The sequence below is a fragment of the Lysobacter sp. 05T417 genome, assembly GCF_056396405.1.
Genome location: NZ_JBFTLK010000004.1, coordinates 217,181 through 241,325, shown reverse-complemented (window position 1 = coordinate 241,325; position 24,145 = coordinate 217,181). Strand labels below are relative to the sequence as shown.

The 24,145-nt window shown below is 67.7% G+C and carries 22 protein-coding genes; 6 read left to right on the top strand and 16 right to left on the bottom strand.

Annotated features, from left to right (window positions below):
- Positions 1-23 precede the first annotated feature (23 nt).
- The 9 genes from AC1DER_RS08945 to AC1DER_RS08905 form a co-directional block, all read right to left on the bottom strand.
- On the bottom strand, positions 24-1,868 hold the full coding sequence (locus AC1DER_RS08945; protein WP_477244479.1) for a carboxypeptidase regulatory-like domain-containing protein: 1,845 nt from the start codon (positions 1,866-1,868) through the stop codon (positions 24-26).
- A complete protein-coding gene (locus AC1DER_RS08940) occupies positions 1,865-4,060 on the bottom strand; it encodes a hypothetical protein (protein WP_477244477.1) in 2,196 nt (731 codons plus the stop codon). Before AC1DER_RS08940 ends, AC1DER_RS08945 begins: the two co-directional genes overlap by 4 nt.
- The gene (locus AC1DER_RS08935) at positions 4,057-5,217 is read right to left on the bottom strand and encodes a BatA domain-containing protein (protein ID WP_477244475.1); all 1,161 of its coding nucleotides are present in this window, start codon (positions 5,215-5,217) and stop codon (positions 4,057-4,059) included. The genes AC1DER_RS08940 and AC1DER_RS08935 overlap by 4 nt, the downstream gene beginning before the upstream one ends.
- The gene (locus tag AC1DER_RS08930) at positions 5,214-6,128 is read right to left on the bottom strand and encodes a DUF58 domain-containing protein (RefSeq protein ID WP_477244473.1); all 915 of its coding nucleotides are present in this window, start codon (positions 6,126-6,128) and stop codon (positions 5,214-5,216) included. The genes AC1DER_RS08935 and AC1DER_RS08930 overlap by 4 nt, the downstream gene beginning before the upstream one ends.
- Before the next feature lie 26 nt (positions 6,129-6,154).
- On the bottom strand, positions 6,155-7,150 hold the full coding sequence (locus AC1DER_RS08925) for an AAA family ATPase (RefSeq protein ID WP_477244471.1): 996 nt from the start codon (positions 7,148-7,150) through the stop codon (positions 6,155-6,157).
- A 25-nt stretch (positions 7,151-7,175) separates the two neighbouring features.
- Positions 7,176-7,877, bottom strand: a complete 702-nt coding sequence (locus tag AC1DER_RS08920; RefSeq protein ID WP_441816542.1) for a DUF4159 domain-containing protein — start codon at positions 7,875-7,877, stop codon at positions 7,176-7,178.
- On the bottom strand, positions 7,874-9,499 hold the full coding sequence (locus tag AC1DER_RS08915; RefSeq protein WP_477244468.1) for a TldD/PmbA family protein: 1,626 nt from the start codon (positions 9,497-9,499) through the stop codon (positions 7,874-7,876). Before AC1DER_RS08915 ends, AC1DER_RS08920 begins: the two co-directional genes overlap by 4 nt.
- A 159-nt stretch (positions 9,500-9,658) precedes the next feature.
- The gene (locus tag AC1DER_RS08910; RefSeq protein ID WP_441816541.1) at positions 9,659-10,993 is read right to left on the bottom strand and encodes a TldD/PmbA family protein; all 1,335 of its coding nucleotides are present in this window, start codon (positions 10,991-10,993) and stop codon (positions 9,659-9,661) included.
- A 15-nt stretch (positions 10,994-11,008) separates the two neighbouring features.
- Entirely contained in the window at positions 11,009-12,637 is a 1,629-nt protein-coding gene (locus AC1DER_RS08905) for a TldD/PmbA family protein (RefSeq protein ID WP_441816540.1), read from the bottom strand.
- Positions 12,638-12,876: 239 nt separating this feature from the next.
- Between AC1DER_RS08905 and AC1DER_RS08900 the strand changes: the two genes are divergently transcribed.
- Both AC1DER_RS08900 and AC1DER_RS08895 read left to right on the top strand, forming a co-directional pair.
- Positions 12,877-13,371, top strand: a complete 495-nt coding sequence (locus AC1DER_RS08900) for a hypothetical protein (RefSeq protein WP_477244466.1) — start codon at positions 12,877-12,879, stop codon at positions 13,369-13,371.
- Positions 13,372-13,585: 214 nt separating this feature from the next.
- Positions 13,586-14,593, top strand: coding sequence for a CheR family methyltransferase (locus tag AC1DER_RS08895; protein ID WP_477244464.1), 1,008 nt, complete (start codon positions 13,586-13,588; stop codon positions 14,591-14,593).
- 57 nt (positions 14,594-14,650) lie between these two features.
- Here the strand turns inward: AC1DER_RS08895 and AC1DER_RS08890 are convergent, their stop codons facing one another.
- The 5 genes from AC1DER_RS08890 to AC1DER_RS08870 all read right to left on the bottom strand — a co-directional run bounded on the left by AC1DER_RS08890 (position 14,651) and on the right by AC1DER_RS08870 (position 18,757).
- On the bottom strand, positions 14,651-15,412 hold the full coding sequence (locus AC1DER_RS08890; RefSeq protein ID WP_477244462.1) for an SDR family oxidoreductase: 762 nt from the start codon (positions 15,410-15,412) through the stop codon (positions 14,651-14,653).
- 28 nt (positions 15,413-15,440) lie between these two features.
- Complete coding sequence (locus tag AC1DER_RS08885; protein ID WP_477244552.1) at positions 15,441-16,721, bottom strand: cytochrome b; 1,281 nt, start codon at positions 16,719-16,721, stop codon at positions 15,441-15,443.
- 33 nt (positions 16,722-16,754) lie between these two features.
- A complete protein-coding gene (locus AC1DER_RS08880) occupies positions 16,755-17,294 on the bottom strand; it encodes an Ohr family peroxiredoxin (RefSeq protein ID WP_477244460.1) in 540 nt (179 codons plus the stop codon).
- A gap of 162 nt (positions 17,295-17,456) precedes the next feature.
- Positions 17,457-18,524 (bottom strand): LysR family transcriptional regulator, encoded by a 1,068-nt coding sequence (locus tag AC1DER_RS08875; RefSeq protein ID WP_477244458.1) that lies wholly within the window; start codon positions 18,522-18,524, stop codon positions 17,457-17,459.
- Positions 18,521-18,757, bottom strand: a complete 237-nt coding sequence (locus AC1DER_RS08870; protein WP_477244456.1) for a sigma factor-like helix-turn-helix DNA-binding protein — start codon at positions 18,755-18,757, stop codon at positions 18,521-18,523. The genes AC1DER_RS08875 and AC1DER_RS08870 overlap by 4 nt, the downstream gene beginning before the upstream one ends.
- Positions 18,758-18,957: 200 nt before the next feature.
- Here AC1DER_RS08870 and AC1DER_RS08865 point away from each other — a divergent pair, with 200 nt between their 5' ends.
- From AC1DER_RS08865 to AC1DER_RS08855, 3 genes are all read left to right on the top strand, one after another.
- Complete coding sequence (locus AC1DER_RS08865) at positions 18,958-19,437, top strand: carboxymuconolactone decarboxylase family protein (protein WP_441816533.1); 480 nt, start codon at positions 18,958-18,960, stop codon at positions 19,435-19,437.
- 35 nt (positions 19,438-19,472) lie between these two features.
- On the top strand, positions 19,473-19,883 hold the full coding sequence (locus AC1DER_RS08860; protein ID WP_441816532.1) for a cupin domain-containing protein: 411 nt from the start codon (positions 19,473-19,475) through the stop codon (positions 19,881-19,883).
- A gap of 228 nt (positions 19,884-20,111) precedes the next feature.
- Entirely contained in the window at positions 20,112-20,996 is an 885-nt protein-coding gene (locus AC1DER_RS08855) for an RNA polymerase sigma-70 factor (protein WP_477244454.1), read from the top strand.
- A gap of 4 nt (positions 20,997-21,000) precedes the next feature.
- Here the strand turns inward: AC1DER_RS08855 and AC1DER_RS08850 are convergent, their stop codons facing one another.
- On the bottom strand, positions 21,001-21,663 hold the full coding sequence (locus tag AC1DER_RS08850) for an HD domain-containing protein (protein ID WP_477244453.1): 663 nt from the start codon (positions 21,661-21,663) through the stop codon (positions 21,001-21,003).
- 285 nt (positions 21,664-21,948) lie between these two features.
- On the opposite strand from AC1DER_RS08850, the gene AC1DER_RS08845 reads away from it, so the two are divergent.
- Positions 21,949-22,770 carry an alpha/beta fold hydrolase gene (locus tag AC1DER_RS08845; protein ID WP_477244451.1) on the top strand — a complete coding sequence of 274 codons (822 nt, stop codon included), beginning with the start codon at positions 21,949-21,951 and terminating at the stop codon, positions 22,768-22,770.
- A gap of 56 nt (positions 22,771-22,826) precedes the next feature.
- Here AC1DER_RS08845 and AC1DER_RS08840 read toward each other — a convergent pair whose 3' ends face one another.
- Positions 22,827-24,134 carry a hypothetical protein gene (locus AC1DER_RS08840; RefSeq protein ID WP_477357880.1) on the bottom strand — a complete coding sequence of 436 codons (1,308 nt, stop codon included), beginning with the start codon at positions 24,132-24,134 and terminating at the stop codon, positions 22,827-22,829.
- Positions 24,135-24,145: the final 11 nt, after the last annotated feature.

The following is a 24,145-nucleotide window of genomic DNA, read 5'->3' as shown; positions in this document are numbered from 1 at the left end:
AACGCCGACACCCGCGCCTGCGATCAGGCGCGGCGACCGTAGCGCGAGCGCTCCAGCCACCACGTGGCAGCGCTCGCCAGCAGCCAGCCCAGCCACCAGGGCCAGCGTTCGCCGGGATGCCCCGGGACCGACGCAGGCGTGGCTTCGCTGATCGCCGAATCGGCAGCCAGGCGCGCGGTTGCATCGCGCATGGCGCCTGCGTGCAGGCCTGCCGCGACCGTTTCCGCACGCACGAAGAACGGGAGCGACCGGTCGCCGGATAGAAGCTGGTGCCAGCCTGCAAGGCGCGGCCAGAACGCGGCGCAGTTGCGCGCGCCGGTTGCCGGATCGCGCAGCAGAGTGGTCCTGCTTCCGTCCGGCGCGCTCACGCTGGCGCCGACCGCGACGCCGCACAGGGCGATACGTTGCCGCTGGCGCGTCTCGCCTTCGATCACGAGATCGTTTCGCGCCTGCGCGCGACCTGTCGCGGCGAGCGCGTTGCTCCAGATTTCGCCGTGCAGGTCATCGCGTCCGGCCAGCACCAGGCGATAGCTGTCGGTCAGCGTCCACAATGCGATGCGTCCGCGTCCCTGTGCGCGCCAGGCACCGAGCCAGGCGCCACCGGCGTCGCGCAACATCGGCACGGCATCGGTGGACTGGATGCGCAGATCGCGCCGGGTGAGGGTGGGTACGTCGGGCAAGGCAGCATCGTGCAGCCTCGGTGCGTCGCGTGTACCGGGGCCCAGGCGCGCACGGATGGCGTCCTCGTCCAGAGCGGCCTGCGCCAGCGTCGTGGTGATCGAATCGCCACCGGCGGCAACCGCGAATCCAAGCGATTGCAGGCGGCGGCGCTCGGACGGCGAAAGCGCCGCGGTCACGCGCAGCAATGCGCCCAGGCCGTTGTTGATCGCCTCCGTCAGCGCCGCACGCTGGCCGTCGCCGAGCGCAGACCAGGCGCGCTCGTCGAGGATGACCAGGTCGAAGCGACCGAGGTTGGCGGCGTTGATCGCGACTGGCGCATCACCCAGCAGCATGCCGCCGCCCACCGCCATCTGCGTCTGCAGGCCCAGGCCGGCATCGCGCGCCCAGCGCCGCAGGTACTTGATCTCCGGACCCGGCGCACCGGCCAGCAGCAACACGCGCGGCGGAGTCGCAGCGATCGCCTGCAACGGCAGTTCGACATCCTCGACGACGGCCTGCTTGGCGTCGCGCAGCCGGACGACGAAGCCCGCCGTACCTGCGACGCGCGGGCTCGCGGTCAGCGTGAAGCGACCGTCGCCAGGCAGCGCGACGCGATCGACGCGACGGCGGCCCGGGTCGAGCAGCTCGGCAAAGCCGCCAGGCAGATCATTGGCGCGACCGCCGACGACGAAGTCCGCGCCGGCCACGACCTGGCGCGGCGGTTGCAGTTCGATCAATCCGCGCGGTAGCGGAAGCGGGCTGAATTCCACTGTCAGGCCGCGCATTGCATCGCGGTCGCGCGCCTCCAGGCCGGCGCCTGCCACCCGCACGCGCCGCGTGCCTGGATGGCGACGCAAGGCGGTGGCGAGGTCGGGCACGCGCTCGACCTCGTTCAGCGCAGGCGCCTCGGGCAGCGCAACGAAAGCTTCGCCACCGCGACCTGCGCCCAGTTGCGCGGGCGTCGTGCCGGCAGTGGCCACGACCAGCGTGCCCGCTTCTCCGGGCAACGACGGCGGCACCAGTGCGAAGTACAGCAGCGCGGCGCATGCCGGCTGCGCCAGCAACAGCGCGGCGATGCGCCAGCTGCGCGAGCGCTGCGCCGGTTCGGCGCGCCATTGCCGGTACAGCAAACGTGCCGCGGCGACGATGACGGCGACGAGCAGCAGCGCCGCCACCAGCATCGGCACGTCGAAGACGGGCGCGGTCACTTCGCTTCCTCCAGGCGCAGCGCATCCAGGTAACGGCGCCCCATGGCGTCGCCGGCATCGCGACGCGGCACGGCACTGGCCGGGCGCGGCAGCAGGGGCCACAGCAGCGCGCGCAGGTCGGCGCGGCAGGTCGTGCAATCCGGATCGGCGCGCAGGGCTTCGATTGCCGCAACGAAGGCCAGCGGATCGGCCAGGCGCGATTCGTGTTCGCGCAACCAGCGCTCAAGCGCGGTGAAATCGATGGCGGCCGCCGGCACCTGCGAGGCGTCAAGCGAGTGCCACAGCGCCGCAAGCGTCGGGTCGGCGACCTCCGCCGCGACCAGCGCGTCATCGCGCCGCGCCAGGCCCGCGCGGTCGCCGCCCATGCGCCGGCTTTCGTCGATCGGCGGGAGCTCGGGTCCGACGCGCGCCAGGTAGATGCGCGTGGCCTGCTGCACCTGCTTGATGAACCGAAGTGCGCGGTAGGCGTAGGGCAATGCAAGGTCCGGATGGCCCTGGCGCAGATGCCCTTCCGATTGCCACATCTCGTCGAGTGCGGACTTCAGGATCTTGCGCGTGTCCGGATCCAGCAACGTCGCCGCCTCGGCGTGATCGTGGGTGTGGCCGTACTCCTCGAGCACCGCCCCTTCCTCGCCGAACTTGCCCGCAGCGCCTGCTTCGGCGTGGCCGTGGTCGTCCTGCGGGCTGGCCGTGGTTTCGGGCTTGGTCCCGGTTTCACTGTGTTCGCCGGTCTTGGCCGTGTCGGCATCGCTGGTCGGCGGCGGCTTGGGTTCGCCTTCGGCCTCTTCACCGAGGAACTGGCCGTAGCGCAGGCGCAGGATGCGCTGGTCGACGCCGATCTCGTCGCTGCGCTTCACGTAGCGCTCGGCTTCGAGCTTGCGCTTTTCCTTCAGCAGCGCCTCGGCATCGATGATGATCTGGCGCTGGCTGCGGAAGTACGCCGGCAGCACCTTCTTGACCATGCCTTCCAGGCCGGTTGTCTCGGTGCCCAGGTCGGACGGCCAGCGCAGGATCAGGCTGGCGCTGCGCGCACTCTGCGGATTGGGTGCGCGGTTGTCGTTGACGGCGAGCTGCACGATCAGGTCATCGCCAGCGGCCAGTCCGAGCGCGGCCAGATCGAGACGGTGCGCGTAGCGCTTGACCGTGGCGCTGCCACTTCCGCCGATGTTGATGGTCTGCTCGCGGAAGGTGATGTTTTCCCCGCTGCCCTGGGCCAGGGTGATGCGCAGGGTCGCGGTGGAGGCAAGGCCGTAGTCGTCGCTGCCCTCGAAGGCGAGTGGCCAGCTGCGCTGCCCCGGTGTAACCAGGCTCAGGCTGCGATCCGGTTCGAGCACGCGCAGTTGCGGGGCGCGGTCCGGGATCGCGTCGAGGCGGTGCAGGGTCGAAGGCTGCAACGGCGGCGCGTCCGCCTGCAGCACGATGCGGTACAGCGCCGAGCGCGCCAGCACGTCGCTGGCACGCCACTCGTCACCTTCGCGCACCAGTTTGATGCGGCGGCCGTCGTGGAACGCCAGCTCCGCACCCTTGGGCTGCGGCGCGAAGCGCAGTGTCCATTGCAGCCGCGTGCCCTGCGGCGCCTTGGCGTCGAGCGTCGCTTCATCGCGTGGCGGCTGACGCGTATAGCCGGGTGGGATGACCTGCATGCGTTGCGCGACGATGGTCGTCTGCGTCGGTGCGGCCGGCGTGACGCCGACGCTGGCCAGCACGGTGTCGAAGGTTTCGCCCAGGCGCGCCGGCCACAGCAGGATCGCGGCGACTGCCAGCGCGGCGATGCCTGCGCCGATGGCGTGCGCACGTGCCGACCAGCGCGGGCGCAGGTCGGGGGCCGGGCCAGACTCGATGCGTTCTTGCAGTCGACGCCGTTGCAGATGCTCCAGTCCGGTCAGCTTCGCCCTCGACGCGAACAGCAGGTCGGTGCTGTCGTCCATGTCGGTGCGCCGCGCATCGAGCTCGCGCACCAGCCAGCGCGCATCGAGCGCGCGGGCACGCTGTATCGCGAACGCCAGCGTGGCTCCCATCGCGACCAGGAGCACAAGCAGCGCGATCGCGGTTCCGCCCAGGCGCCATGCCAGCGTGGTGGCCATCACCATCCACGGAAGGCAGCGCAGTGCGGCGTCCAGTCCGCGGCGGCGTTGGGCCTGCTGCAGCGTGCGTTGCAGGATGGCGGTTGCGCCCATGGTCGTCGTGCTCATGGCGCCACCGTCCGGCGAGCACCGGTGGCGATCCAGCGCTCGGCCAGGAACAGCAGCGCGATCAGCAGCACCAGCCACGGCTGCAGGTCGCGCGGCGACTGCGGGAAGGTCGGCCCGCCGGTCAGCGGTGCGTGCGATGCCGACAGCACGCGCGTCGGCGCGATCTGCGGCGGGTCGAACAGCGCGCGCAGGCGCTGGGGGAAATCGGGCTCGAGCAGCGCCGGCATTGCCTGTGGCGTCAGTGCGCGGGTGAAGCGCATCACCCTGCCCTTGCCGTAAGCCACGCCTTCTACCAGCGCCGTTCCGCTGGCATCGCGCCACAGCACGGTCGTGGCCGGGAGCTTCGGCAGCGCGCTCTCGTGGTCGAGCAGCGCCGCGCCGCCCTGGCGCACCCAGCCATCGACCGCGGCGGGCAGCGGCCCCGGCGCGAGCCAGATCAGTTGTCTCGCGTTTGCGGGCAGCGGTTGCGCGAGCGATGCCAGGTCGGATGCGGCCTTGCCGTCGCCCTTCCACGCTGCCTGCGCGGCACGCAGGTAGCGTATCGATGCTTCGCGTTGCGGTGCGTAACGAATGGCCGGCGAGAACGCGACGGTGGCCGCACGCGCCGGTGCAAGCGTCATCGCCCCAGGCAGCACGCGCCAGTCAACGCGACGGCTCAGTGCCGGCAACTGCGCATCGACGCCATCGAGTTGCTGCGGAACGAGCACGGTCAAGGCGACACCCGCGGGCAGGCCAGCATCGAGCTCGCGCAGCAGGCTGGTGACCGATGCGGTGGTCGCAGGCGCAGGCTGGTCCAATGACGGGAACCCGGGGGCGAGCCAATGGCGTCTCGCATCCCCGGCGGCAGGTACGGCCCGCGCCTGCTGCAGATCGACGCCCGGCACGACGGCGATCCACGGCGACTGGCTGGCGCCACCGACCAGTACCGGCCGCGCCAGCAGCAATGCCAATGCAGCCAGCAACAACAGCCGCAGCGCCAGCAGCAGCCACTCGTCGAAGCGGATGCGATGGCGCGGTTTGGGTTTCTGCCGCAACCAGCGCAGCGCGGCGAACTGGATCGGACGCTGCTCGCTGCGTCGCGCCAGGTGGATCAACAGCGGCAGCAACAGCGCCGCGAGCGCGGCCAGCCCGGCCGGCAACAGCAATGCCAGGCTCATGCGTACTCCGCCGCGTCGCGGGAACCGAACAGCCGCCGCAACGGCAAGTCCAGCGCCTGGTCAAGGAAGTATCGGGCATGGCGGATGCCGCTGGCATCGAGGCGCGCGTCGAGTTCGCGGCTTGCGACTTCGAAGCGGCGCAGGAACTCCTCGCGCATCGCCACGCCATCGCCACGCAGTTCCTCGCCGGTTTCGGGATCGCGGAAGAGATGCCCCCCGCGGAACGGGAAGTCGCGCTCTTCGGCAGTCAGGATCTGGATCGCCGCGACTTCGCGTCGCGCGGCGGCCAGTCGCGTCACCACTTCCAGGGCGCCTTCGTCGAAGGCATCGCTGAGCAGCACGACGAGGTCGCCCGCGCCGATGCGCTCCCACAGCGGCCGCAGCCGTTCGGGCGAAGGCCAGCCTCCACCGGCCTGCACGCGCTGCAGCTCCAGCATGAAGCGGTCGCGCTGGCGCAGGCCGCCGCCGGGGGCGAGCACGCGCACGCCATCGCCGTGCAGCACGGCCAGGCCGAAGCGGTCGCCCTGGCGCAGGGCCAGCTCGGCCACGCACGCGGCCAGGCCTTTGGCTGCCGACAGCCGCGACCAGCCCGGGCGGGCCGCGTCTTCCTGCGCCATCGATGCGGTCGCGTCGACCAGCAGCCAGACTGCGAGCGGGCTTTCGCGCTCGGCTTCGCGGACGAAGAAGCGGTCGGAACGCGCGTAGAGTTTCCAGTCGACCTGGCGCAGTTCGTCGCCGGGTTCGTAAGCGCGGTACTGGGCGAACTCCAACCCGGCGCCGCGGCTGCGGCTATGGTGCAGGCCGATGCCCTGCAATCCGACCGCGCGGCGCGAGGTCAGGCGCAGGTCCTTCAACCGCGCGCGTACCTGCGGCGGGATGAAGTCGACGAAGCTCGAACCAGGACTGGCCACGCGTGTCAGGTCTTCAGGTCAGGCGATCAGCCGGCGAACGGCACGCTGCGCAGCAGCGCGGCGATCACGTCGTCGGCGCTCTTCTGCTCGGCCTCGGCGGCGAACGACAGCAGCAGGCGATGGCGCATGACCGGCGCGGCGAGCGCGACGATGTCCTCGCGCGTAGCCGCCAGGCGGCCTTGCAGCAGCGCGCGCGCCTTGGCCGCAAGCACCAGCGACTGACCGGCACGCGGGCCGGCGCCCCACTTCACCCACTGCTTCACTTCCGCCGGCGCCGATTCGTTCGGACGGCTGGCGCGAACCAGGCGGGTGATCCAGGCGAGCAGGTCGTCGCCCAGGTGCACTTCGCGCACACGCGCCTGCAGCGCCAGCACTTCCTCGCCGTGCATCACGCGCGGCACTTCGGAGTGGCGGGTGCCGGTGGTCTGGGCGAGGATGTCGCGCTCTTCGGTCTCGGTCGGATAGTCGACGCGGATGTGCAGCAGGAAGCGGTCGAGCTGCGCCTCCGGCAATGGATACGTGCCGGCCTGCTCGAGCGGGTTCTGCGTGGCGAGCACGAAGAACGGCGCCGGCAGCGAATGGGTCACGCCGGCGTAGCTGACGGTGCGTTCCTGCATCGCTTCCAGCAATGCCGCCTGGGTCTTGGGAGGCGTGCGGTTGAGCTCGTCGGCGAGCAGCAGGTTGGTGAAGATCGGTCCCGGCTGGAAACGGAAGTGACGATGGCCGGTGCCGTGGTCTTCTTCCAGCAGTTCGGTACCCAGGATGTCGCTGGGCATCAGGTCGGGGGTGAACTGCACGCGGCGGAACTGCAGCTCCAGCGCCTGGCCGAGCGAGCGCACGAGCAGCGTCTTGCCCAGTCCCGGCACGCCTTCGAGCAGGCAGTGGCCACCGGCGAGCAGGCCGATCAGCAACTGCTCGACGACCGCTTCCTGGCCGACGATGGCCTGGGCAATGGCGGCGCGCAGGGTGCCGAGCTTTTCGAGCTGGGCCTGGATGTCGGCTTCGGTGGGGCTAGTGTTCATTGCAGTTCCTGTTATCTGTCGACCGTCAGCTGTTCAACGCATACATCACGATATTGACCGCGAACTTCGTATTGTCCTCGGCCAGGAAACGCTTGTTGCGCCAGTCGTAGTCCCACTCGCAACCGTAGTCCTTGTTGCTGTAGAGGACGCCGAGCCGGCCGTCGATCTCGATGCCCTGCAGGTAGTCGTGCACCAGGTCGTCGCCCCAGCCGTTGAGCTCGAAGCCCGTGGCCGGCGGCCCGTCCTTGAACTCGAAGAAACTGCGGTACAGCGCGTGCGTGTTGGGCAGCTTGCGCAGCGCCCTGGGCCCGAAGATCGTCGCCATCTGCGCCTCGAACGAACGCGCGAACAGGCCGTCGATGTCGTGGTTGCAGTCGTCGACGAAGACAAAACCGCCATTGCGCACGTAGCGCTCGAAGTTGCGGCGCTCGTCCGGGTTGAACTCGACCAGCTTGTGCCCGGCCAGGTAGCAGAACGGCGCGGTCAGCATCTTCGGGTCGGCCAACGCCAGCACGTGCTCCTTCGGGTCGACGCGCAGGTTGGTGTAGTCGATCAGCGAAGTGACCAGGTTGGCCGGCATGCGCTGGTCGACGTCCCAGTCCCCCGAGTCGTACTTCAGGCGGGTCAGCCAGAAGTCGTACTCGACGCTGGCGGCGCGCGCCAGCGGAGGCAACAGCGCCCCCGCCGCGCCCGCCAGCATCAGGCGGAGGAACTGCGCGCGGTTCATATCGACCGCGCGGTATTGATGATGTTGATGCCGTTGAAGCGGGTCGTGCTCGACCCGTGCGACACCGCCGACACCTGGCTGGGCTGGCCCTTGCCGTCGAAGAACGAACCGCCGAGGCGGAAGTCGCGCTCGTCGCAGATCGCGGTGCAGGCGTTCCAGAATTCCGGCGTGCGGATCTGGTACGCGGCGTCCTCGACCAGCCCGGTCACCCTGCCCTGCTTGATCTCATAGAACAGCTGCCCGCCGAACTGGGCGTTGTAGCGCTGCTGGTCGATCGAATACGAGCCGCGGCCGTGGACATAGAGGCCGTTCTCGACGTCCTTGACCATGTCGTCCACGCTCAGCGGCTTCCTGCCCGGCTGCAGCGAGACATTGGCCATGCGCTGGAACTGCACGCTCGACCACGAATCGGCATAGCTGCAGCCGTGCGACTCCTTGTGGCCGAGGATGTGCGCCTCGTCGCGGGTGGCCTGGTAGTCGACGAGAATGCCGTCGCGCACCAGGTCCCATTGCTTCGTCTTCACGCCTTCATCGTCGTAGCCCACCGCGCCCAGGCTGCCCGGACGGGTCTTGTCGGCGACGAAGTCGACGATGTCGCTGCCCCAGCGATAACCGGCGTCGCGCTTGTCGAGGGTGGCGAAGCTGGTGCCGGCGTAGTTGGCCTCGTAGCCGAGCACGCGGTCGAGTTCGAGCGGGTGGCCGACGCTCTCGTGGATGGTCAGGAACAGATTGGACGGGTCGATCACCAGGTCGTACTTGCCCGGCTTGACCGACGGCGCCTTGAGCTTGGCGCGGGCGTCGCGGGCGCTGGCGATGGCGTCTTCCATGACGTCGTAGCTGCGGCCGTAGGCAGTGATGCCGCCGGGCAGCTTGAACTTGCCCGCCGGATCGGCGTCGAGGTACTCGTAACCCATGCCCATCGGCGCCGACAGACCGTTGCGCGTACGGAACTTGCCGCTCGCCTTGTCCACCGCCGTGGCGGTGATCGGCAACCAGATCCGGTGCACGTCCTGGTCGATGTAGCTGCCGTCGGTGGAGGCAAAGTACTTCTGTTCGTTGATCACGAACAGCGTCGAATTGAAAAAATCGGCGCCGGCCTTCATCGCCGCGGCATTGACGCCCAGCAACAGGTCGACCTTCTCCTTGATCGGCACCGCCATCGCGTTCTTGCCGATCGGCGTCGCCCAGCTGACCTCACCCACGCCGGGCGTCGGCGCCAGTTCGACCCGATGGGTCTGGTGGCGCGAATTGGCCCGGGCGATGTCCGCGGCGCGGCGCGCGACCGCGGCAACCGAATCGGTGGTCGCGATGTTGGTGGCGGCAAAGCCCCATGCACCGTCGACCAGCACGCGCACGCCGATGCCGGAGGACTCGCCGTTGACGATGTTCTCCACCCGCGCCTCGCGGGTGATCACCGACTGGCGCAGGTAGCGGCCAATGCGAACGTCGCAATACTGCGCGCCGGCAGCGCGGGCGGCAGTCAGCGCGGCGTCGACGAGCAGCCGACGACGCGCACCATCAACGGGTTCGAGCAGCGCCTCGGCGGCGATGCTGCGGCCGAAGGGGAGCAGCATTCCGGCGAGCGACAGACCGGTGAGATTCAGGAAATCGCGGCGTTGCATTTACGGGGGTACTCGATGTTGATCGTCATTCCCGCCAACCACACGTCATCCCCGCGAAGGCGGGGACCCAGCGACTTTGCGCCTTGCGACAAAGCCAAGTCGCTGGGTTCCCGCCTTCGCGGGAATGACGAGTTGACGGCAAACCGTACGCTGGCTCCGTCAGACCGCATCCGACAGCGAGGTGAAGGTGAAATCGCGCAGCTTCATCGGCGGGATCATCATCACGAACGAGGACTCGTCGCCGGCCACGCGCACCGGCTTGCCGAGCTCTTCGATGTTGTTGAGCATGATTACCGGCGACTCGTTGAAGCGGAAGTTCTTCACCGGGTGCTTGATCTGGCCGTTCTCGATGTAGAACGTGCCGTCGCGGGTCAGGCCGGTCAGCAGCACGGTCTGCGGATCGACCATGCGGATGTACCAGGTGCGGGTGACCAGGATGCCCTTCTGGGTGCTGGCGACCAGCTGCGCGGTGGTCTTGTCGCCACCGGCGACCAGCAGGTTGCCCGGCTCGCCGACGGCGCGCTTGCCCTGCTTCTTGGCCCAGTAGCGCGAGTACTGCATCGCCACGACCTTGCCGTTCTCGACGATCGCCATCTTCTCGCGCGGCAGGCCTTCGCCGTCCCACGGCATGACCGGTGCGCGCTCGTCCCACGGGTCGGCGGTGATGTTCACGCGCGGGTCGTAGACCTGCTCGCCGAGCTTGTTGCCGCCGCCCTTCTTGGACAGGAAGCTGCGGCCTTCATCGGCCTGGCGTGCATCGAAGAAGTTCATCATGAACGAGATCAGGCCCGCGGCCGCGGCCGGTTCCAGGATCACGGTGTACTTGCCCGGCTCCAGTGCCTTGGCTTCGGCCGAATCGGTGGCCTTGCGCATGGCGGTGTGGATGTCGCTGTCGACCTTGAACTCGCCGGAGTCCTTGAGGTTGCGGCCGACCCAGCCCGAACCGCGACCGTCTTCGGTGCGCACGGTGCAGGTGTAGTCGAAACGCGTGGCCTGCTGGTAGCCGAAGTTGCCCTTGGAGTTGGCGAAGGCGACGAAGCTCTGGCCGTCCTCGAGGAAACCGGCGGCGATCAGCTTCTCTGCCTTGCACGGGCCGATCGAGTTGGCTGCGACCTGGGCGCGGTACTCCGGGTTGATCGCGGCGGTGGCCGGGCTGAACGTCGGGCTGGCCTTGTAGGTCTGCTTCTCGATCGCCGGCATGAACTCCGGATTTTCCGGGGCGAGGCGGGCCAGGTCTTCGGCGCGACGGACCACGCGCTCGAGCGCGGCGTCGTCGAACTCGTTGATGGTGGCGGTGCCGACGCGGTTGCCGAACGCCACTTCCACGGCCAGCTCGGTGTTGTCGACGACACCACTGGTGGAGATGTTGTTCAGGGCGAAGCGGATGTTGCCGTCGATCGAACCCTCAAGCTGCGCCGTGCACTGGTCGGCCTTGGACAGCTTGATGACCTTGTCGAGGATCGCCTTGGCCTGTTCTTCGGTGAAGATGCTCATTGATGTTCTCCAGGCTCAGCCGAGGTTGCGGGCGGTGTTGATGACGTTGATGCCGTTGAAGCGCGCCGTGCTCGAGCCGTGCGAGACCGCCGACACCTGGCCGGGCTGCCCCTTGCCGTCGAAGAAGGAGCCGCCGAGGCGGTAGTCGCTGTCGTCGCAGACGGCGACGCAGGCGTTCCAGAACTCCGGCGTGCGGATCTGGTAGGCCACGTCCTCGATCTGCTGGGTGATCTTGCCGTTCTTGATCTCGTAGAACAGCTGGCCGCCGAACTGGGCGTTGTAGCGCTGCTGGTCGATCGAGAACGAACCGTCGCCGATGATGTAGATGCCGTTCTCGACGTCCTTGATCATGTCGGCGACGCTGAGCTTGTTCTTGCCCGGCGCCAGCGAGACGTTGGCCATGCGCTGGAACTGCACGCTCGACCACGAGTCGGCGTAGCAGCAGCCATCGGACTCGGTCTTGCCGAGGATGTGGGCCTGGTCGCGGATGGTCTGGTAGTCGACCAGGGTGCCGTCCTTGATCAGGTTCCACTTCTTGGTCTTGACGCCTTCGTCGTCATAGCCGACCGCGCCGAGGCTGCCCAGCTGGGTCTTGTCGGCGAAGACGGTGACGTTGTCGGAACCGTACTTGAACTTGTCCTTGAGCTTGTCCATCGTCGCGAAGCTGGTGCCGGCGTAGTTGGCTTCGTAGCCGAGCACGCGGTCGAGTTCGAGCGGATGGCCGATGGATTCGTGGATGGTCAGCCAGGTGTGCGACGGGTCCAGGACCAGGTCGTACTTGCCCGGCTTGACCGACGGCGCGGTCAGCTTGGCCTTGGCCTGCTTGGCCGAGGCGATGGCGTCTTCGACCATGTCGTAGGACAGGCCGTAGTTGACCACGCCATTGGGCGAGACCACCTTGCCGGCGGCAGCGCCATCGAGGTACTCGAAGCCCATGCCCATCGGCGAGGACAGACCGTCGCGGGTGCGGAACTTGCCGGTGGTCTTGTCGATGGCGGTGACCGTCATCGGCGCCCAGATGCGGTGCACGTCCTGATCGATGTAGCTGCCGTCGGTCGAGGCAAAGTACTTCTGCTCGTTGACCAGGAACAGCATCGAGTTGACGAAGCTGCCACCGGCATTGATCGCCGCGGCGTTGACGCCGAGCAGCAGGTCGACCTTGTCCTTGAGCGGCACTTCCATCGAGTTCTTGCGGATCGGCGTCTTCCACGACACTTCACCAACTCCGGGCGCCTTGGCCAGCTGCACCGGGGTGGTCTGGTGCTTGGCGTTGGCGCGGGCGATCGCGGCGGCCTGCTGGGCGGCCTTGACCACGCCCTGGGTGCCCAGGTCGTTGGTGGCGGCAAAGCCCCATGCACCGTTGACCAGCACGCGGATGCCGATGCCGGTGGACTCGGTGTTGACCACGTTCTGGACCTTGTCCTCGCGCGTGATCACGAACTGGCGCAGATAGCGGCCAATGCGCACGTCGCAGTAGGAGGCGCCGGCAGCGGTCGCCGCGCCCATGGCAGCGTCGGCCAGCTGCTTCTTCTTGGCCACGTCGATCGTCTCCACCAGCGCTTCGGCGGCGATGGTCCGACCGAAGGGCAGCATGAGCCCGGCAACACCAATGCCGGACATCGACAGGAATGAGCGTCTATCCACTTGTGTAACTCCCCGGAAAGGCCCGCGCGGCAGAGGCTGCCGAGCCAGGCATAGAGTCGAAGGCAAAGCCCCCCGCGACTGTGCTAAGGGGGCCGCGGCCCGTCAAGTGACGTTCGGGCTATATGACTGGGCCTCACAGTGCTGATACGCCGAAGTGTGGACTGCGTCTGCGCATGCCGGTGCGTCCCGGCGGACGGGCTGCGCGCTGTCTGCCAGGTATTGGACTGGCGCATGCCGCCATGATCGGCACAGTCGATGCATTCACCGTCCGAACCACCGCGTGGCCGATCGCCGCCCCCCAAGGCGTTGAAACCGGTGCATCCCCCAAACCCGGTCGCGACCCCGCTCGCAAACCCACGCCAGTGTCACGCTCTCTCCGCACGCTCTCCAATGCCCTGCGCGCCAGTTTCCTGGCGCTGCTGGTGCTCGGGCTGGTGTCGAGGCCGGCAACGGGGCTGGGCTGCGATCTGCTCGCCATGGAGCATGGCTCCATCCTGGCGGCGTCGTCCGGCCAGGGTCACGTGCACCTGGATCACAACGCCCCGCTGGGCGACCACACGCATGCCAAAGGTGCTCACACGCTGATGCACCAGCACTTTGCCGGCGCATCGGTCGATGCGTCGGCAGCACCATTTGTACTGGCTGACACGCGGACCTCGCCAGTACCCACTCCCAGTTGCGTGCCGGTCTCCCGGCTGCAACGTGCGGTGCCCTTCAGGCCACCCATTGCCTGAGGCCGGAGGCCGTCCCGGGACGGTCTGACCTCCGTTGACCCGCAAGGCAGCGCTCCGTTCGGTCGAGCCGGCCAGGTACTGGCGGCCGGCACGAATCGCACGCCACTGCGCTCGCGGTCGAATCGCATGAACCGTGGCTACCGACGTCCACGACGGCGCACGACCCTTTGCGGCCGGGTGCGGTTGCGTGGCGTGGGGGCCCAGGGGACTCCAGATGAGCAGGCTGTTGGAACTCGCACTCAAACCGTTTGTCCCGTTCGTCCGCTATGCCTGGCGACGCCTCCCGCCATCGCTGCGCCAGACCCGGGAGGCCCGCAGCATCGGGGCATTCTTCTACGACCATTACGTTCGCGACACGGACCGCAACCAGACGCACTACACCTGGTTCCTGCGCAACATCCCGCAGCTGCGCCTGCTCAACGAAGTCGTCTCCGCGCATCCGCGTGGAGCGCCGTTGCGGATCGCATCGATCGGATGCAGCGTCGGCGCCGAGCTCTACTCCACGCTGTGGCTGTTGCGCCGGCACCACCCGTGGCTGCAGGTCGTCGCGCGCGGGATCGACGCTTCGGCGAATGTGATCGAAGTGGCCCGCACGGGCGTCTACCGGCTGAGGACTCCCTCGTCGCTTGGCGGCACACTGGAACTCAAGGGCTCGAAGGTCTTCACCACCGTGCCCAACGCGCTGGGCGACATCATGGACGTCACGCCCGAGGGCGACTTCCGGATCAAGGACTGGATCCGCGAAGGCGTGACCTGGAACGTCGCCGATGCGACCGACCCCGCACTCGCCGCAACGATGGGGCCGCAGGACGTGGTGATGGCGTGCAACGTGCTCGGCCCGATGGACGACGCGATGGCCGAGGCATGCCTGAGGAACGTGGTGGAACTGGTCGTCCCCGGCGGCTACCTGGTGCTCGACGGGCTCGACCTGGATCTCAAGGCGCGCGTCACCCAGTCGCTCGGGCTCAAGCCGGTGACGCGTTACCTGGAGGAGATACACACCGCCGATCCGACCAAGGGCGACTGGCCGTGGACGCGCTGGGCGCACGAGCCGATCGACTACCAGCGCGCCGACTGGGAGCACCGCTACGCGACGGTGTTCGGCATCCCGTCGACTCGCGAACTCAGGCAGCAGAGCGCGATCGATCAGCCCAACGCGGCCGTGGCGGTCGAAGCGCCGGCGCTGGCCGTGGCGATGGGGGCGATGGATTCGCCCGCATAGACCACGACCCGCCGCAGGGGCCTGGACAGCGCCGTCCAGGCAGTCTGCGCGGCAGGCTCATGCTGCCGGCGGCGGCGGAGTCGTCTTGAGCCAGGTCTCGAAGTTGATTGCGCCGATGATTGGATTGGCGCCGGGCGTCAGCGACTCATCGTTGATCGGTGCACCGAAGTATTCGGCACTGGCGTCAGCCACCACGTCGCGCGTTTCCTTGTTGAACGCCAGGTACTCCTGCACGAAGGCCACCATCGGCCGGCGATCCGGACCGGCCACTTCGGCAATCTGGTTCTTCGGTTCGGCGACGGCCACGTTGGTCAATGCCGCTGCCACGTCGGTGGCCGCGATCGGCTGGAATGCGGCCGTGGAGATGTGGGTGGCCGCGCCCTTGGTGCCGGAATGGGCGATGGCGTTGAGGAACTCGAAGAACTGCGTTGCGCGCAGGATCGTGTACGGCGTGCCCGATTCGCGGATGAGCTTCTCCTGGGCGAGCTTCGCCCGAAAGTAGGCGTTGCCCGGCTTGCGGTCGGTGCCCACGACCGACAGCGCGACATGGTGCTTCACTCCGGCCGCGGCCTCGGCGGCGAGCAGGTTGCGCCCGGACGTCTCGAAGAACTCCAGCACCGCCTTCTCCTCGAACGATGGCGAGTTGGACACATCGACCACGACGTCCGCGCCCTGCAGCACCTCTTTGAGCCCTTCGCCGGTGAGCGTGTTGACGCCGGTGTTGGGCGATGCGGGCACGGCTTCATGGCCGAGACCGCGCAGATTGTTGCAAACCCTGGTACCGATCAGTCCGGTGCCGCCTATGACTACGATCTTCATGTCTGTCTCCGTGGGGGGTGGGGCCTGGTCAGGTCAGCCGCTCCGGCAGCGGACGCGTGCGCTCGAAGCCGAAGCGGGTGTACACCCAGGTGAAGGCGAAGAAGCCGAAGTAACCAACCAGCAGCACGCGCCCGATCCAGTTCTCGATGAAATTGACGTCGACGCCTTCGCCCACGATTTGCGGCAGCAGCTGCGCCACCGCGCCGATGCCGACGGCCCCGAGCAGGACGAACGACACCGTGAACACCGCGAGCGCGATCTTGTAGCCGAGGCCGCGATACCGGATCGAGCGGACCTTGCCGCGGTCCAGCCACGGCAACAGGAACAGCACGCCGATGGCCAGCGCCATCACGATGACGCCGCTGAGCTTGTGCGGGATCACGCGCAACATCGCGTAGTACGGGGTGAAGTACCACACCGGCTTGATGTGCTCGGGCGTGACCAGCGGGTTGGCTTCGGTGAAGTTGTCGTGTTCCAGGAACAGCCCGCCCACGGTCGGGACGAAGAAGATCAGGAACGCGGCCACCAGCACGAATACCACCGCGCTCAGCACGTCTTCGACCGAGTAGTAGGGATGGAACGGGATGCCGTCCAGCGGCAGACCGTCGGGCCCTTCGTTGTCGTGGATCTCGATGCCGTCGGGATTGTTGGAGCTGACCTCGTGCAGCGCCAGGATATGCACGGTGACCAGCAGCAGCAGGATGATCGGCAGCGCGACCACGTGCAGCGAGAAGAAGCGGTTGAGGGTCGCGTCGGCGGGCACGTAGTCGCCCATGACCCAGTGCTGCAGGCTCTCGCCGACTACCGGGATCGCCCCGAACAGCGAGATGATCACCTTGGCGCCCCAGAACGACATCTGGCCCCACGGCAGCACGTAGCCCATGAAGGCTTCGGCCATCAGCACCAGGTAGATCATCATGCCCAGGATCCACACCAGCTCGCGCGGGCGCTTGAAGGAGCCGTACAGCAGCGAGCGGAACATGTGCAGGTAGACGACCACGAAGAACAGCGACGCGCCGGTGGAGTGCATGTAGCGGATCAGCCAGCCCCACTCCACGTCACGCATGATGTACTCGACCGAGGCGAAGGCCTCCTGCGACGATGGCTTGAAATGCATCGCCAGGAAGATGCCGGTGACCAGTTGGTTGACCAGCGTCAGCCCGGCCAGCGCACCGAACAGGTACCAGATGTTGAGGTTCTTCGGCGTGTAGTAGCGGCTGGTGTGCGCGGCCAGGAACGAGGTGACCGGCAGGCGGTCCTCGATCCAGGCCAGCAGCCGGTTCTTCGGATATACGCGGACGACTTTCAGTGTCATGGCATGGTCTCCCGCCGCACTGTGCGGTCAGGCCGCGTCGCCAGACGGTGGCGGCGGCGATGGTGGCGACGATTCCGATGCAAGCGCCACCACGTGATCGATCCCGTCCCTGAACATCTTGGCGTAGGGGCAGATGCGTTCGGCGTTGCGGACCAGCTCGGCGGCCAGCGCGCGCTCCACACCTGGCAGGGCGACGCGGATTTCGGCCGAGAGCAGGAACAGACCGTCCACCGGGTCGCGCGCGAACGTCACGGCGGTGTCGACGGTGGCATCGTGCATTGGCACGCCCGCCCGGATCGCCAGCAGCGTCAGTACGCCGTGGAAGCAGGCGCCGTAGCCGGCAGCAAGCAACTGCTCCGGATTGCTGCCACCGCCTTCTCCACCCAGTTCGGCGGGCAGTCGCAGGTTGACGTTGAGCGTGCCGTCGTCGGACCTGACGACCCCGGATGCGCGACCGTGCGCCGCTTCGCCGCCCGTGACCCGGACGCGACCGGTGTAGATCGTCTCGGCCGTCTCGCCGTAGTACTTGTCGAGGAGGCCTGTCGGCGGTGGCTTGAGCTGGCTCATGGCTACGGGCTTTCCTTGTCGATGCCGACATTCACGGGTGTTGCCGTCTGCGCGCGTGTCGCACGTTCGCATTGCAGTGCGATGCTAGGAGTGCGGTCGCGTGCGCAGTAGCCATCGCGCCGGATGCACGATGTTTCCTGGTGCGCACCAATCGCGGCGGCGTCAGGCAGCGGCCGCGGCTTCATCGTTGCGATGCGCGTCAGCGTTGGTCGCCGCATCGTTCTCGGGAAGGACCGCGGTGCGCGTCATCGTGCTGGCGCAGTCCAGGTCGAGCGCCCGCACCTGCGAGGTGATGAAGTCGATGAAGACGCGGATGCGCTTGGGCAGTTGCCGGCGGCTCAGGTAGCAAAGATAGTGGCCGCGGTCGTCCGGCGTGTATTGCGCAAGGCAACTGACCAGGGTGCCCTTGCGGATCTCGTCGCAGACCTCGAATGCGGGCATCTGTGCCAACCCTTCGCCGTTGAGGGCGGCCAGGCGTATCAGGTCGTCGTCGTTGAGCACGATGTCTGCCTGCGGCGTCATCGAGACCGGGCGACCATCGACCTTGAAGTCCCAGCTGCGCAGGCGGCCATTGGCCAGCCGCCGGTTGATGCAGGCATGGGTCTGGATCTCCTCGACCGATGTCGGCAGGCCGTGCCGGCGCACATGGTCGGGCGAGGCGCAGACCAGCATCTGCATCGGCACGAGCTGCTTGGCGATGACCTGGCTGTCGTCCAGGCGGCCCTCGCGGAAGGCGACATCGATCCGGTCGACGGCCAGGTCCGGGGCGCGCTCGTCGAGCATCAGTTCGATGGCGATGCCCGGATAGCGCAGGTGGAACTCCTTCATCATCGGCGCGATGACCTTGCGCCCGAAGCCGTGCGTGGCGCTGATACGCAGTTGCCCGCGCGGCGGCCCGTCACGCAGGTCGCGCATCTCGTCCAGCGCCTGCACGATGCGCTCCACACCGGGACGGCAGTTCTCGAAGAACAACTCGCCCTCCGCGGTCAGCGTGGTCGAACGCGTCGTCCGCGAGAACAGGCGCGCGCCCAGTTGCCCTTCGAGTTTCTGCACGCTGCGGCTGACGGCCGACCGTCCGACGCCGAGCCTGTCGGCGGCGCGGGCGAAGCTGCCTTCGGTGGCGACCGTGATGAATGCCACCACGCCGGCGTAGCTGGCAGAGAAACTCGACGACAGCCGATCCTGGCGATCGGTCTGGGCCTGGGAATCGACGTGTGGATTGGTGTTCATCGCGGGGGCACCTTGGTTTTGTCTCTCAGTGGCGACTTGCGGAAGACGGCATGTTCGCGGGCGTACTCGACGTGGGCCCGGCAGGTTTCGGCCGGTTCCCCGATCAGTCTGGCGATCTCCTCGTAGCTGGCCTCGAACACCTCGTGCAGCAGGAACGCCGCGCGGATGTCCGGTTCAAGGCTGTCCAATGCGCAGATGAACTCGGACCAGACGCGGTCTGCCTTCGATGGCATGGGGCCGGGCTTCCATGGGTTCGTCATGTAACAAGGTCGCGCCAGCAACCCGGGTTGTGACACGCCATTGGTGCGTCGCGCTCACCACTGCGCGTCCGCTGGGCGATCTACCGTCGCGACGGCACGGTGCCTAGATTTGCGTCCAGCCGGACGGCGTCGTGCCGGCCCGCCCTCCCCCATTCACGCCAGGAACGCCTGCCATGAGCCAACGCCTCGATTACCAGAAGCAATCCCCGGAACTGTTCAAGAAGTTCGTGGAATTCAGCATGCTCACCCACAAGTCCTCGATCGAGCAGCCGATCCGCGACCTGGTCAACATCCGCGCCTCGCAGATCAACGGCTGCACGTTTTGCCTGGACATGCACGTCAAGGAAGCGACCATCCACGGTGAGCGTCCGCTGCGCCTGCACCACGTCGCCTCCTGGCGCGAATCGACGCTGTTCATCCCGCGCGAACGCGCCGCGCTGGCGTGGACTGAAGCACTGACGCAACTGTCGCCCCAGGGCGTGCCGGATGAGGTCTATGAGCGCGTGCGCACTCAGTTTTCGGAAAAGGAAATCGTCGACCTCACCTACGACGTCATGGCGATCAACGCCTGGAACCGCGTCAACGTCGGGTTCCGCACCGAGCCGGGCAGCGCCGACAAGGCCTTCGGGCTGGACAAGGCACAGCTGACCTGAGGCACCGCTTCCTCACGCCACACAGGAGACATCCCATGCGCGTTCATCATTCCCTCGCCCTGGCCGCGCTGCTGTTGTCCGGCAGCGCCCTCGCCCAGCATCCGGCTCATCCGGCGCCGGGCCCGGTCGTGAAGCCGGTCCTGACCAAGGCGCTGCCCGAATACCCGGGCAAGGAAGGCCTCGTCCTCACCGTCGACTACCCGCCCGGTGGTTCCTCGCCGCTGCATCACCACGACGCCTACGCGTTCGTCTACGTGATCGAAGGCTCGGTGGTGATGGCGGTGAAGGGAGGCAAGGAGGTCACCCTGACCGCCGGCCAGAGCTGGAGCGAAGCACCCGGCGACATCCACACCGTCAGCCGCAATGCCAGCAATGACAAGCCGGCGAAGTTCGTCGTGTTCCTGCTCAAGGACGCCGGCAAGCCCGCCGTGATCCCGGGCGCCTGATCGTCCAGGAGCGTGATCGTCCCGGAGCGTGATCGTCCCGGTCCTGGCTGCCCTGTTGTTCTCGGGCAGTGTCGGGGTCCATGGCCAGCACGGTAACGAGGTTCCTCCCCCCGACGTTACCCCGGCCATGACCCAGGCACTGCCCGAGTACCCTGGCAGCCGACGGCCGTTGCTCCCGTTTGATGCCGTCTGCGTCACAATCCGGCCTTCTGCCACGACCTGTGTCTTATGGAAGGCGCCACCGATATCTTCACCCGCCTGCAGCCGCGCCTGCTGGGCGTGGCCTATCGCATGCTCGGCTCAGTGGCCGAGGCCGAAGACGTGGTCCAGGATGTGTGGCTGGGCTGGCACAACGCGTCCGCCGACGTCGCCGACCCCGAGGCCTGGCTGGTCACCACCACCACCCGACGCGCCATCGACCGGCTGCGCAAGGCGCGCAGCGAACGCGAGCACTACGTCGGCATCTGGCTGCCCGAGCCGGTGCTCACGGAAGGGCCGACCACGCCCGAACAATTGCAGGAAGCCTCGAGCGACCTGTCGATCGCCTTCCTGACCGTGCTGGAGCGGCTCGCTCCCGAGGCGCGCGCCGCGTTCCTGCTGCGCGAAGTGTTCGACGCCGACTACGGAGAGATCGCCGCCACGCTCGACAAGAGCGAAGCGGCCTGCCGGCAGATCGTGCATCGCGCCAAGAGCCAGCTGCGTGAGGAGCGGCCACGCTACGTCGTCTCCGCCGATGCGCACCAGCGCCTGATGCGCCGCTTTGCCGCGGCCTGGAACAATGCCGACTTCCACGCCATGAAGGACATGATGGCCGAGTCGGCGACCCTGGTCGGCGACGGCGGCGGTATCGTCACCAGCTTCCCCAAGCCGATGGTCGGGGGCCAGCGCATCGCGCAGCTGTTGTTTGCAGGGACCCTGCGCAGGAACGAGAAGATGGAAATCCGGCTCACGCAGATCAACGGCCGCATGGGCGTGCTGCGTTACTTCGACGGGAAGCTGGAGTCGGCGCAGTCCTACGACACCGATGGCGAGCGCATCACGCAGGTCTTCGTGCAGCGCAACCCGGAGAAGTTGCGCCGCATCGCCGCGAACCAGTCTTCGGACATCGACTGACCGGCTATTCCTCGAACGGCGCGGCCAGCAGCGCGTCGACCATGGACGGCGCCCGGTAACCGGGCACGTAGCGTTCACCGAAATCGCGGGCGAAGTTGTCGTACGTCGTGTCCGGGTGGCGCTCGCAGATGCCGCAGACAGCCTGGGTGAAGCGCTGCTTCATCTGCAGACGCGGGTACGCCGCGACAATGCGCGCGATTTCCTCCGCGCCCAGGCTGTCGTAACCCCATCCACCCCAGTCCAGCGCCACGCCCATCACGCACAGGGCCGCTTCCGCCTCCTTGTGCAGGCAGATCGAGGGCGTGGAGTTGAGCGCGATGCTGTCCCAGATCAGCTGGGTCCGCCGTTCGTCCACGCCCTGGCCACGGGCGAACGTGCGCGCCGCATTGGCGCCTTCCACTTCGAACCGCAGCGGACCGTCGACGGCCCGGGTCAGACCGATGTCGTGCAACAGCGCGGACACCGCCAGCACTTCGGCGTCGAAGGGCTCGCCCTTCTTCTGTGCGATCAGGGTCGCGAACAGCCACGAGCGCATGACGTGGTTGAAGAGGTACTCATCGCTGTGCTCGCGGGCGAACCCGACGGCCGCGGCGACCAGCTCGGTGTCCGGCACGGTCACACCGGCCAGGAGGCGTGATGAACCGACAGTGGTGTTGCTGGATGTCATGGCAGCGCTCCGCCAGTTGAACAGTCGATCCGGCGCACCGGTTGTGCGCGGTCGATTGATGCTAGGTCCCCCGAATCGCGACCGGTAGCGCCCGCAGCGGGCCCACGCTGTTGCCCGTGAAGCATCAATCCGCGTGTATCGCGTTCAACGCCATGCCAGGCATTGGTGCGCCGGAATCAACAGCGTGGGCACTGGCGCGGGGCTACCGCCGGCCCGGTTTGATTTCTATGGTGCATGCGTGCCAAGCCCCCCAAGCGCACCACGTCCCCCACGAGGAACCACGACATGCAATCGATCACCACCAAAGACGGCACCGAGATCTATTACAAGGACTGGGGTAAAGGTCAGCCGATCGTCTTCCATCACGGCTGGCCGCTGTCCAGCGACGACTGGGACACGCAGATGCTGTACTTCCTCGACCAGGGCTATCGCGTCATCGCCCACGACCGGCGCGGCCACGGCCGCTCGAGCCAGACGGCGACCGGGAACGACATGGACACCTATGCCGCCGACTTCGCCGAACTGGCAGCGCACCTGGACCTGCGCGATGCCATCCACGTCGGCCATTCCACCGGTGGCGGCGAGGCTGCTCACTATGTCGCCCGCCACGGCGCAGGACGGGTGGCCAAGCTGGCGCTCATCGGCGCGGTGCCGCCGCAGATGCTGAAGACGGCAGCCAACCCGGGCGGCTTGCCGCGCGAGGTGTTCGACGGCATCCGCAAGGGCCTTGCCGCCAACCGTGCCGGCTTCTATTGGGATTTCCCGGTGCCGTTCTACGGTTACAACCGTCCCGGCACGCCCCTTGCGGAACCGGTGCGGGCGAACTGGTGGCGCCAGGCCATGATGGGTGGCGCCAAGGCGCAGTACGACTGCATCGCCGCGTTCTCGGAAACAGACTTCACCGACGATCTCAAGCGTATAGAAGTACCCACGCTGGTCATGCACGGCGACGACGACCAGATCGTGCCGATCGCCGACTCGGCGATGCTGTCGTCGAAGCTGCTCCGCAACGCCACGTTGAAGGTCTACAAGGGTTTCCCGCACGGCATGTGCACGACCCATGCCGACGTGATCAACCCCGACCTGCTGGCGTTCTTCCGCAGCTGACGTTCGCCCGGCATATGCAGGCAGGGCCTTCGCGGCCCTGTCTGCATTCGTGCCGGTCAGCCCAACGCTGCCGACCAGACCAGGTGACCCACTTCCGGCCTGGCGATGTCGCTGTGCGCGCCAGACGGCGGGCCGCCTTCGCGGATGACGCGATTGCAGTTGACGTTGTAGATGTGCCCGGGCTTGAAGCCATAGGCGAAGCTCGCGTCCTGCACGTCGAGGTCGACGATCTCCAGGCCACCGCCACGCAGGCCGAAGGTGCCGACGCCGCCGTACTTCGGGAAGGCGCCCGGCGCGAAATCGACCTGGCGCGCGACGCCGGCCGCGACCGGATACAGCGAACCAACGGCCATGTCGTGCTCCGAGCGCGTGGTGACGATCGGGCCGGCCACCACGTCGCCCGCGGCAAGGCGACGGAAGTAACCGGCCTTGCGCGGTGAATCGGGCAGGCTGTCGCAGCACGACCACAGCGACAACGCGCCCTGCACCAGCACCACCGACTGCACGCGGCGCGGCAGCTTCGCATTGGCCGGCCCGCACGCGGACGCGGATGCGGCGATGGAGCCGAAGCTGTGCCCCATCAGGTGGAATCGCACGTTGCGGTCGCTGGTGGCCGCCATCAGCGCCGACAGCAGTTCGAATCCGCCGCTCTCGCCGATGCGCCTGGCGCGCTCCTTCATTTTCCAGAACGACAACTGCACCAGCGGCGACAGCAGCGCCTTGCGCGCGCCACCACTGCCGAAGCTGTCCGCCCCCTCCAGCGCGCGCGCGTAGGCGGCGGCGGGGTCGAACGGCTCGCGATCCGAGCCCGGATCACCTTCCACGCCCTGCGCGCCCAGTGCGGCCTCGCCGTCGAGCACGCGATAGGCCTCGGCGACCTCCGCCGGCAGCGAGGCGGGCGTGAACTCGCCCTGCGCTGCTTCGAATATGGTTCGCAGCGCCGCGCGCGCGGCAGGCGTGTCGGCTATCTGCATGGCGGCCGCCTCGACCTCGGCCTCGATCGCATCGCCACCGATGCCGAACGACTCGCCAGCGGCCGCTGCCAGCGACTCCTCACCGAACGGCAGGCTCGGCCAGTGCAGGCCGATCAGCAACGGGACGAAGTCCGGGCCGGCGCGGGCGATGTCGCCGGACTGCGCCATCAAGGTCGCCATCCACGATGCGTACTGCTGCCTGGCCGCGGGCATGTCGCCCTTCCAGCCGTGGATGAAGACGAAGATGTCGGTGGGGTGTTCGGCCCGGATCGCTTCCAGGATCCGGTCGCGCATGCGGCCATCGCTGTCGTCGCTGCGCTCCCTGCCCTTCTCGTCGAGCGCGACGAGGTAGTAGCGGGTTCCGGTGGCTGCAAGGGTCTCGATCGGCATGGCGAAGCTCC

Coding starts and splice junctions, on each gene's coding strand:
- AC1DER_RS08920 (WP_441816542.1), bottom strand. CDS start 7,877: ATGAACCGCGCGCAGTTCCTCCGCCTGATGCTGGCGGGCGCGGCGGGG.
- AC1DER_RS08850 (WP_477244453.1), bottom strand. CDS start 21,663: ATGACATCCAGCAACACCACTGTCGGTTCATCACGCCTCCTGGCCGGT.
- AC1DER_RS08900 (WP_477244466.1), top strand. CDS start 12,877: ATGATCGGCACAGTCGATGCATTCACCGTCCGAACCACCGCGTGGCCG.
- AC1DER_RS08855 (WP_477244454.1), top strand. CDS start 20,112: ATGGAAGGCGCCACCGATATCTTCACCCGCCTGCAGCCGCGCCTGCTG.
- AC1DER_RS08895 (WP_477244464.1), top strand. CDS start 13,586: ATGAGCAGGCTGTTGGAACTCGCACTCAAACCGTTTGTCCCGTTCGTC.
- AC1DER_RS08935 (WP_477244475.1), bottom strand. CDS start 5,217: ATGAGCCTGGCATTGCTGTTGCCGGCCGGGCTGGCCGCGCTCGCGGCG.
- AC1DER_RS08875 (WP_477244458.1), bottom strand. CDS start 18,524: ATGAACACCAATCCACACGTCGATTCCCAGGCCCAGACCGATCGCCAG.
- AC1DER_RS08910 (WP_441816541.1), bottom strand. CDS start 10,993: ATGAGCATCTTCACCGAAGAACAGGCCAAGGCGATCCTCGACAAGGTC.
- AC1DER_RS08840 (WP_477357880.1), bottom strand. CDS start 24,134: ATGCCGATCGAGACCCTTGCAGCCACCGGAACCCGCTACTACCTCGTC.
- AC1DER_RS08925 (WP_477244471.1), bottom strand. CDS start 7,150: ATGAACACTAGCCCCACCGAAGCCGACATCCAGGCCCAGCTCGAAAAG.
- AC1DER_RS08845 (WP_477244451.1), top strand. CDS start 21,949: ATGCAATCGATCACCACCAAAGACGGCACCGAGATCTATTACAAGGAC.
- AC1DER_RS08860 (WP_441816532.1), top strand. CDS start 19,473: ATGCGCGTTCATCATTCCCTCGCCCTGGCCGCGCTGCTGTTGTCCGGC.
- AC1DER_RS08870 (WP_477244456.1), bottom strand. CDS start 18,757: ATGCCATCGAAGGCAGACCGCGTCTGGTCCGAGTTCATCTGCGCATTG.
- AC1DER_RS08915 (WP_477244468.1), bottom strand. CDS start 9,499: ATGCAACGCCGCGATTTCCTGAATCTCACCGGTCTGTCGCTCGCCGGA.
- AC1DER_RS08880 (WP_477244460.1), bottom strand. CDS start 17,294: ATGAGCCAGCTCAAGCCACCGCCGACAGGCCTCCTCGACAAGTACTAC.
- AC1DER_RS08890 (WP_477244462.1), bottom strand. CDS start 15,412: ATGAAGATCGTAGTCATAGGCGGCACCGGACTGATCGGTACCAGGGTT.
- AC1DER_RS08865 (WP_441816533.1), top strand. CDS start 18,958: ATGAGCCAACGCCTCGATTACCAGAAGCAATCCCCGGAACTGTTCAAG.
- AC1DER_RS08940 (WP_477244477.1), bottom strand. CDS start 4,060: ATGAGCACGACGACCATGGGCGCAACCGCCATCCTGCAACGCACGCTG.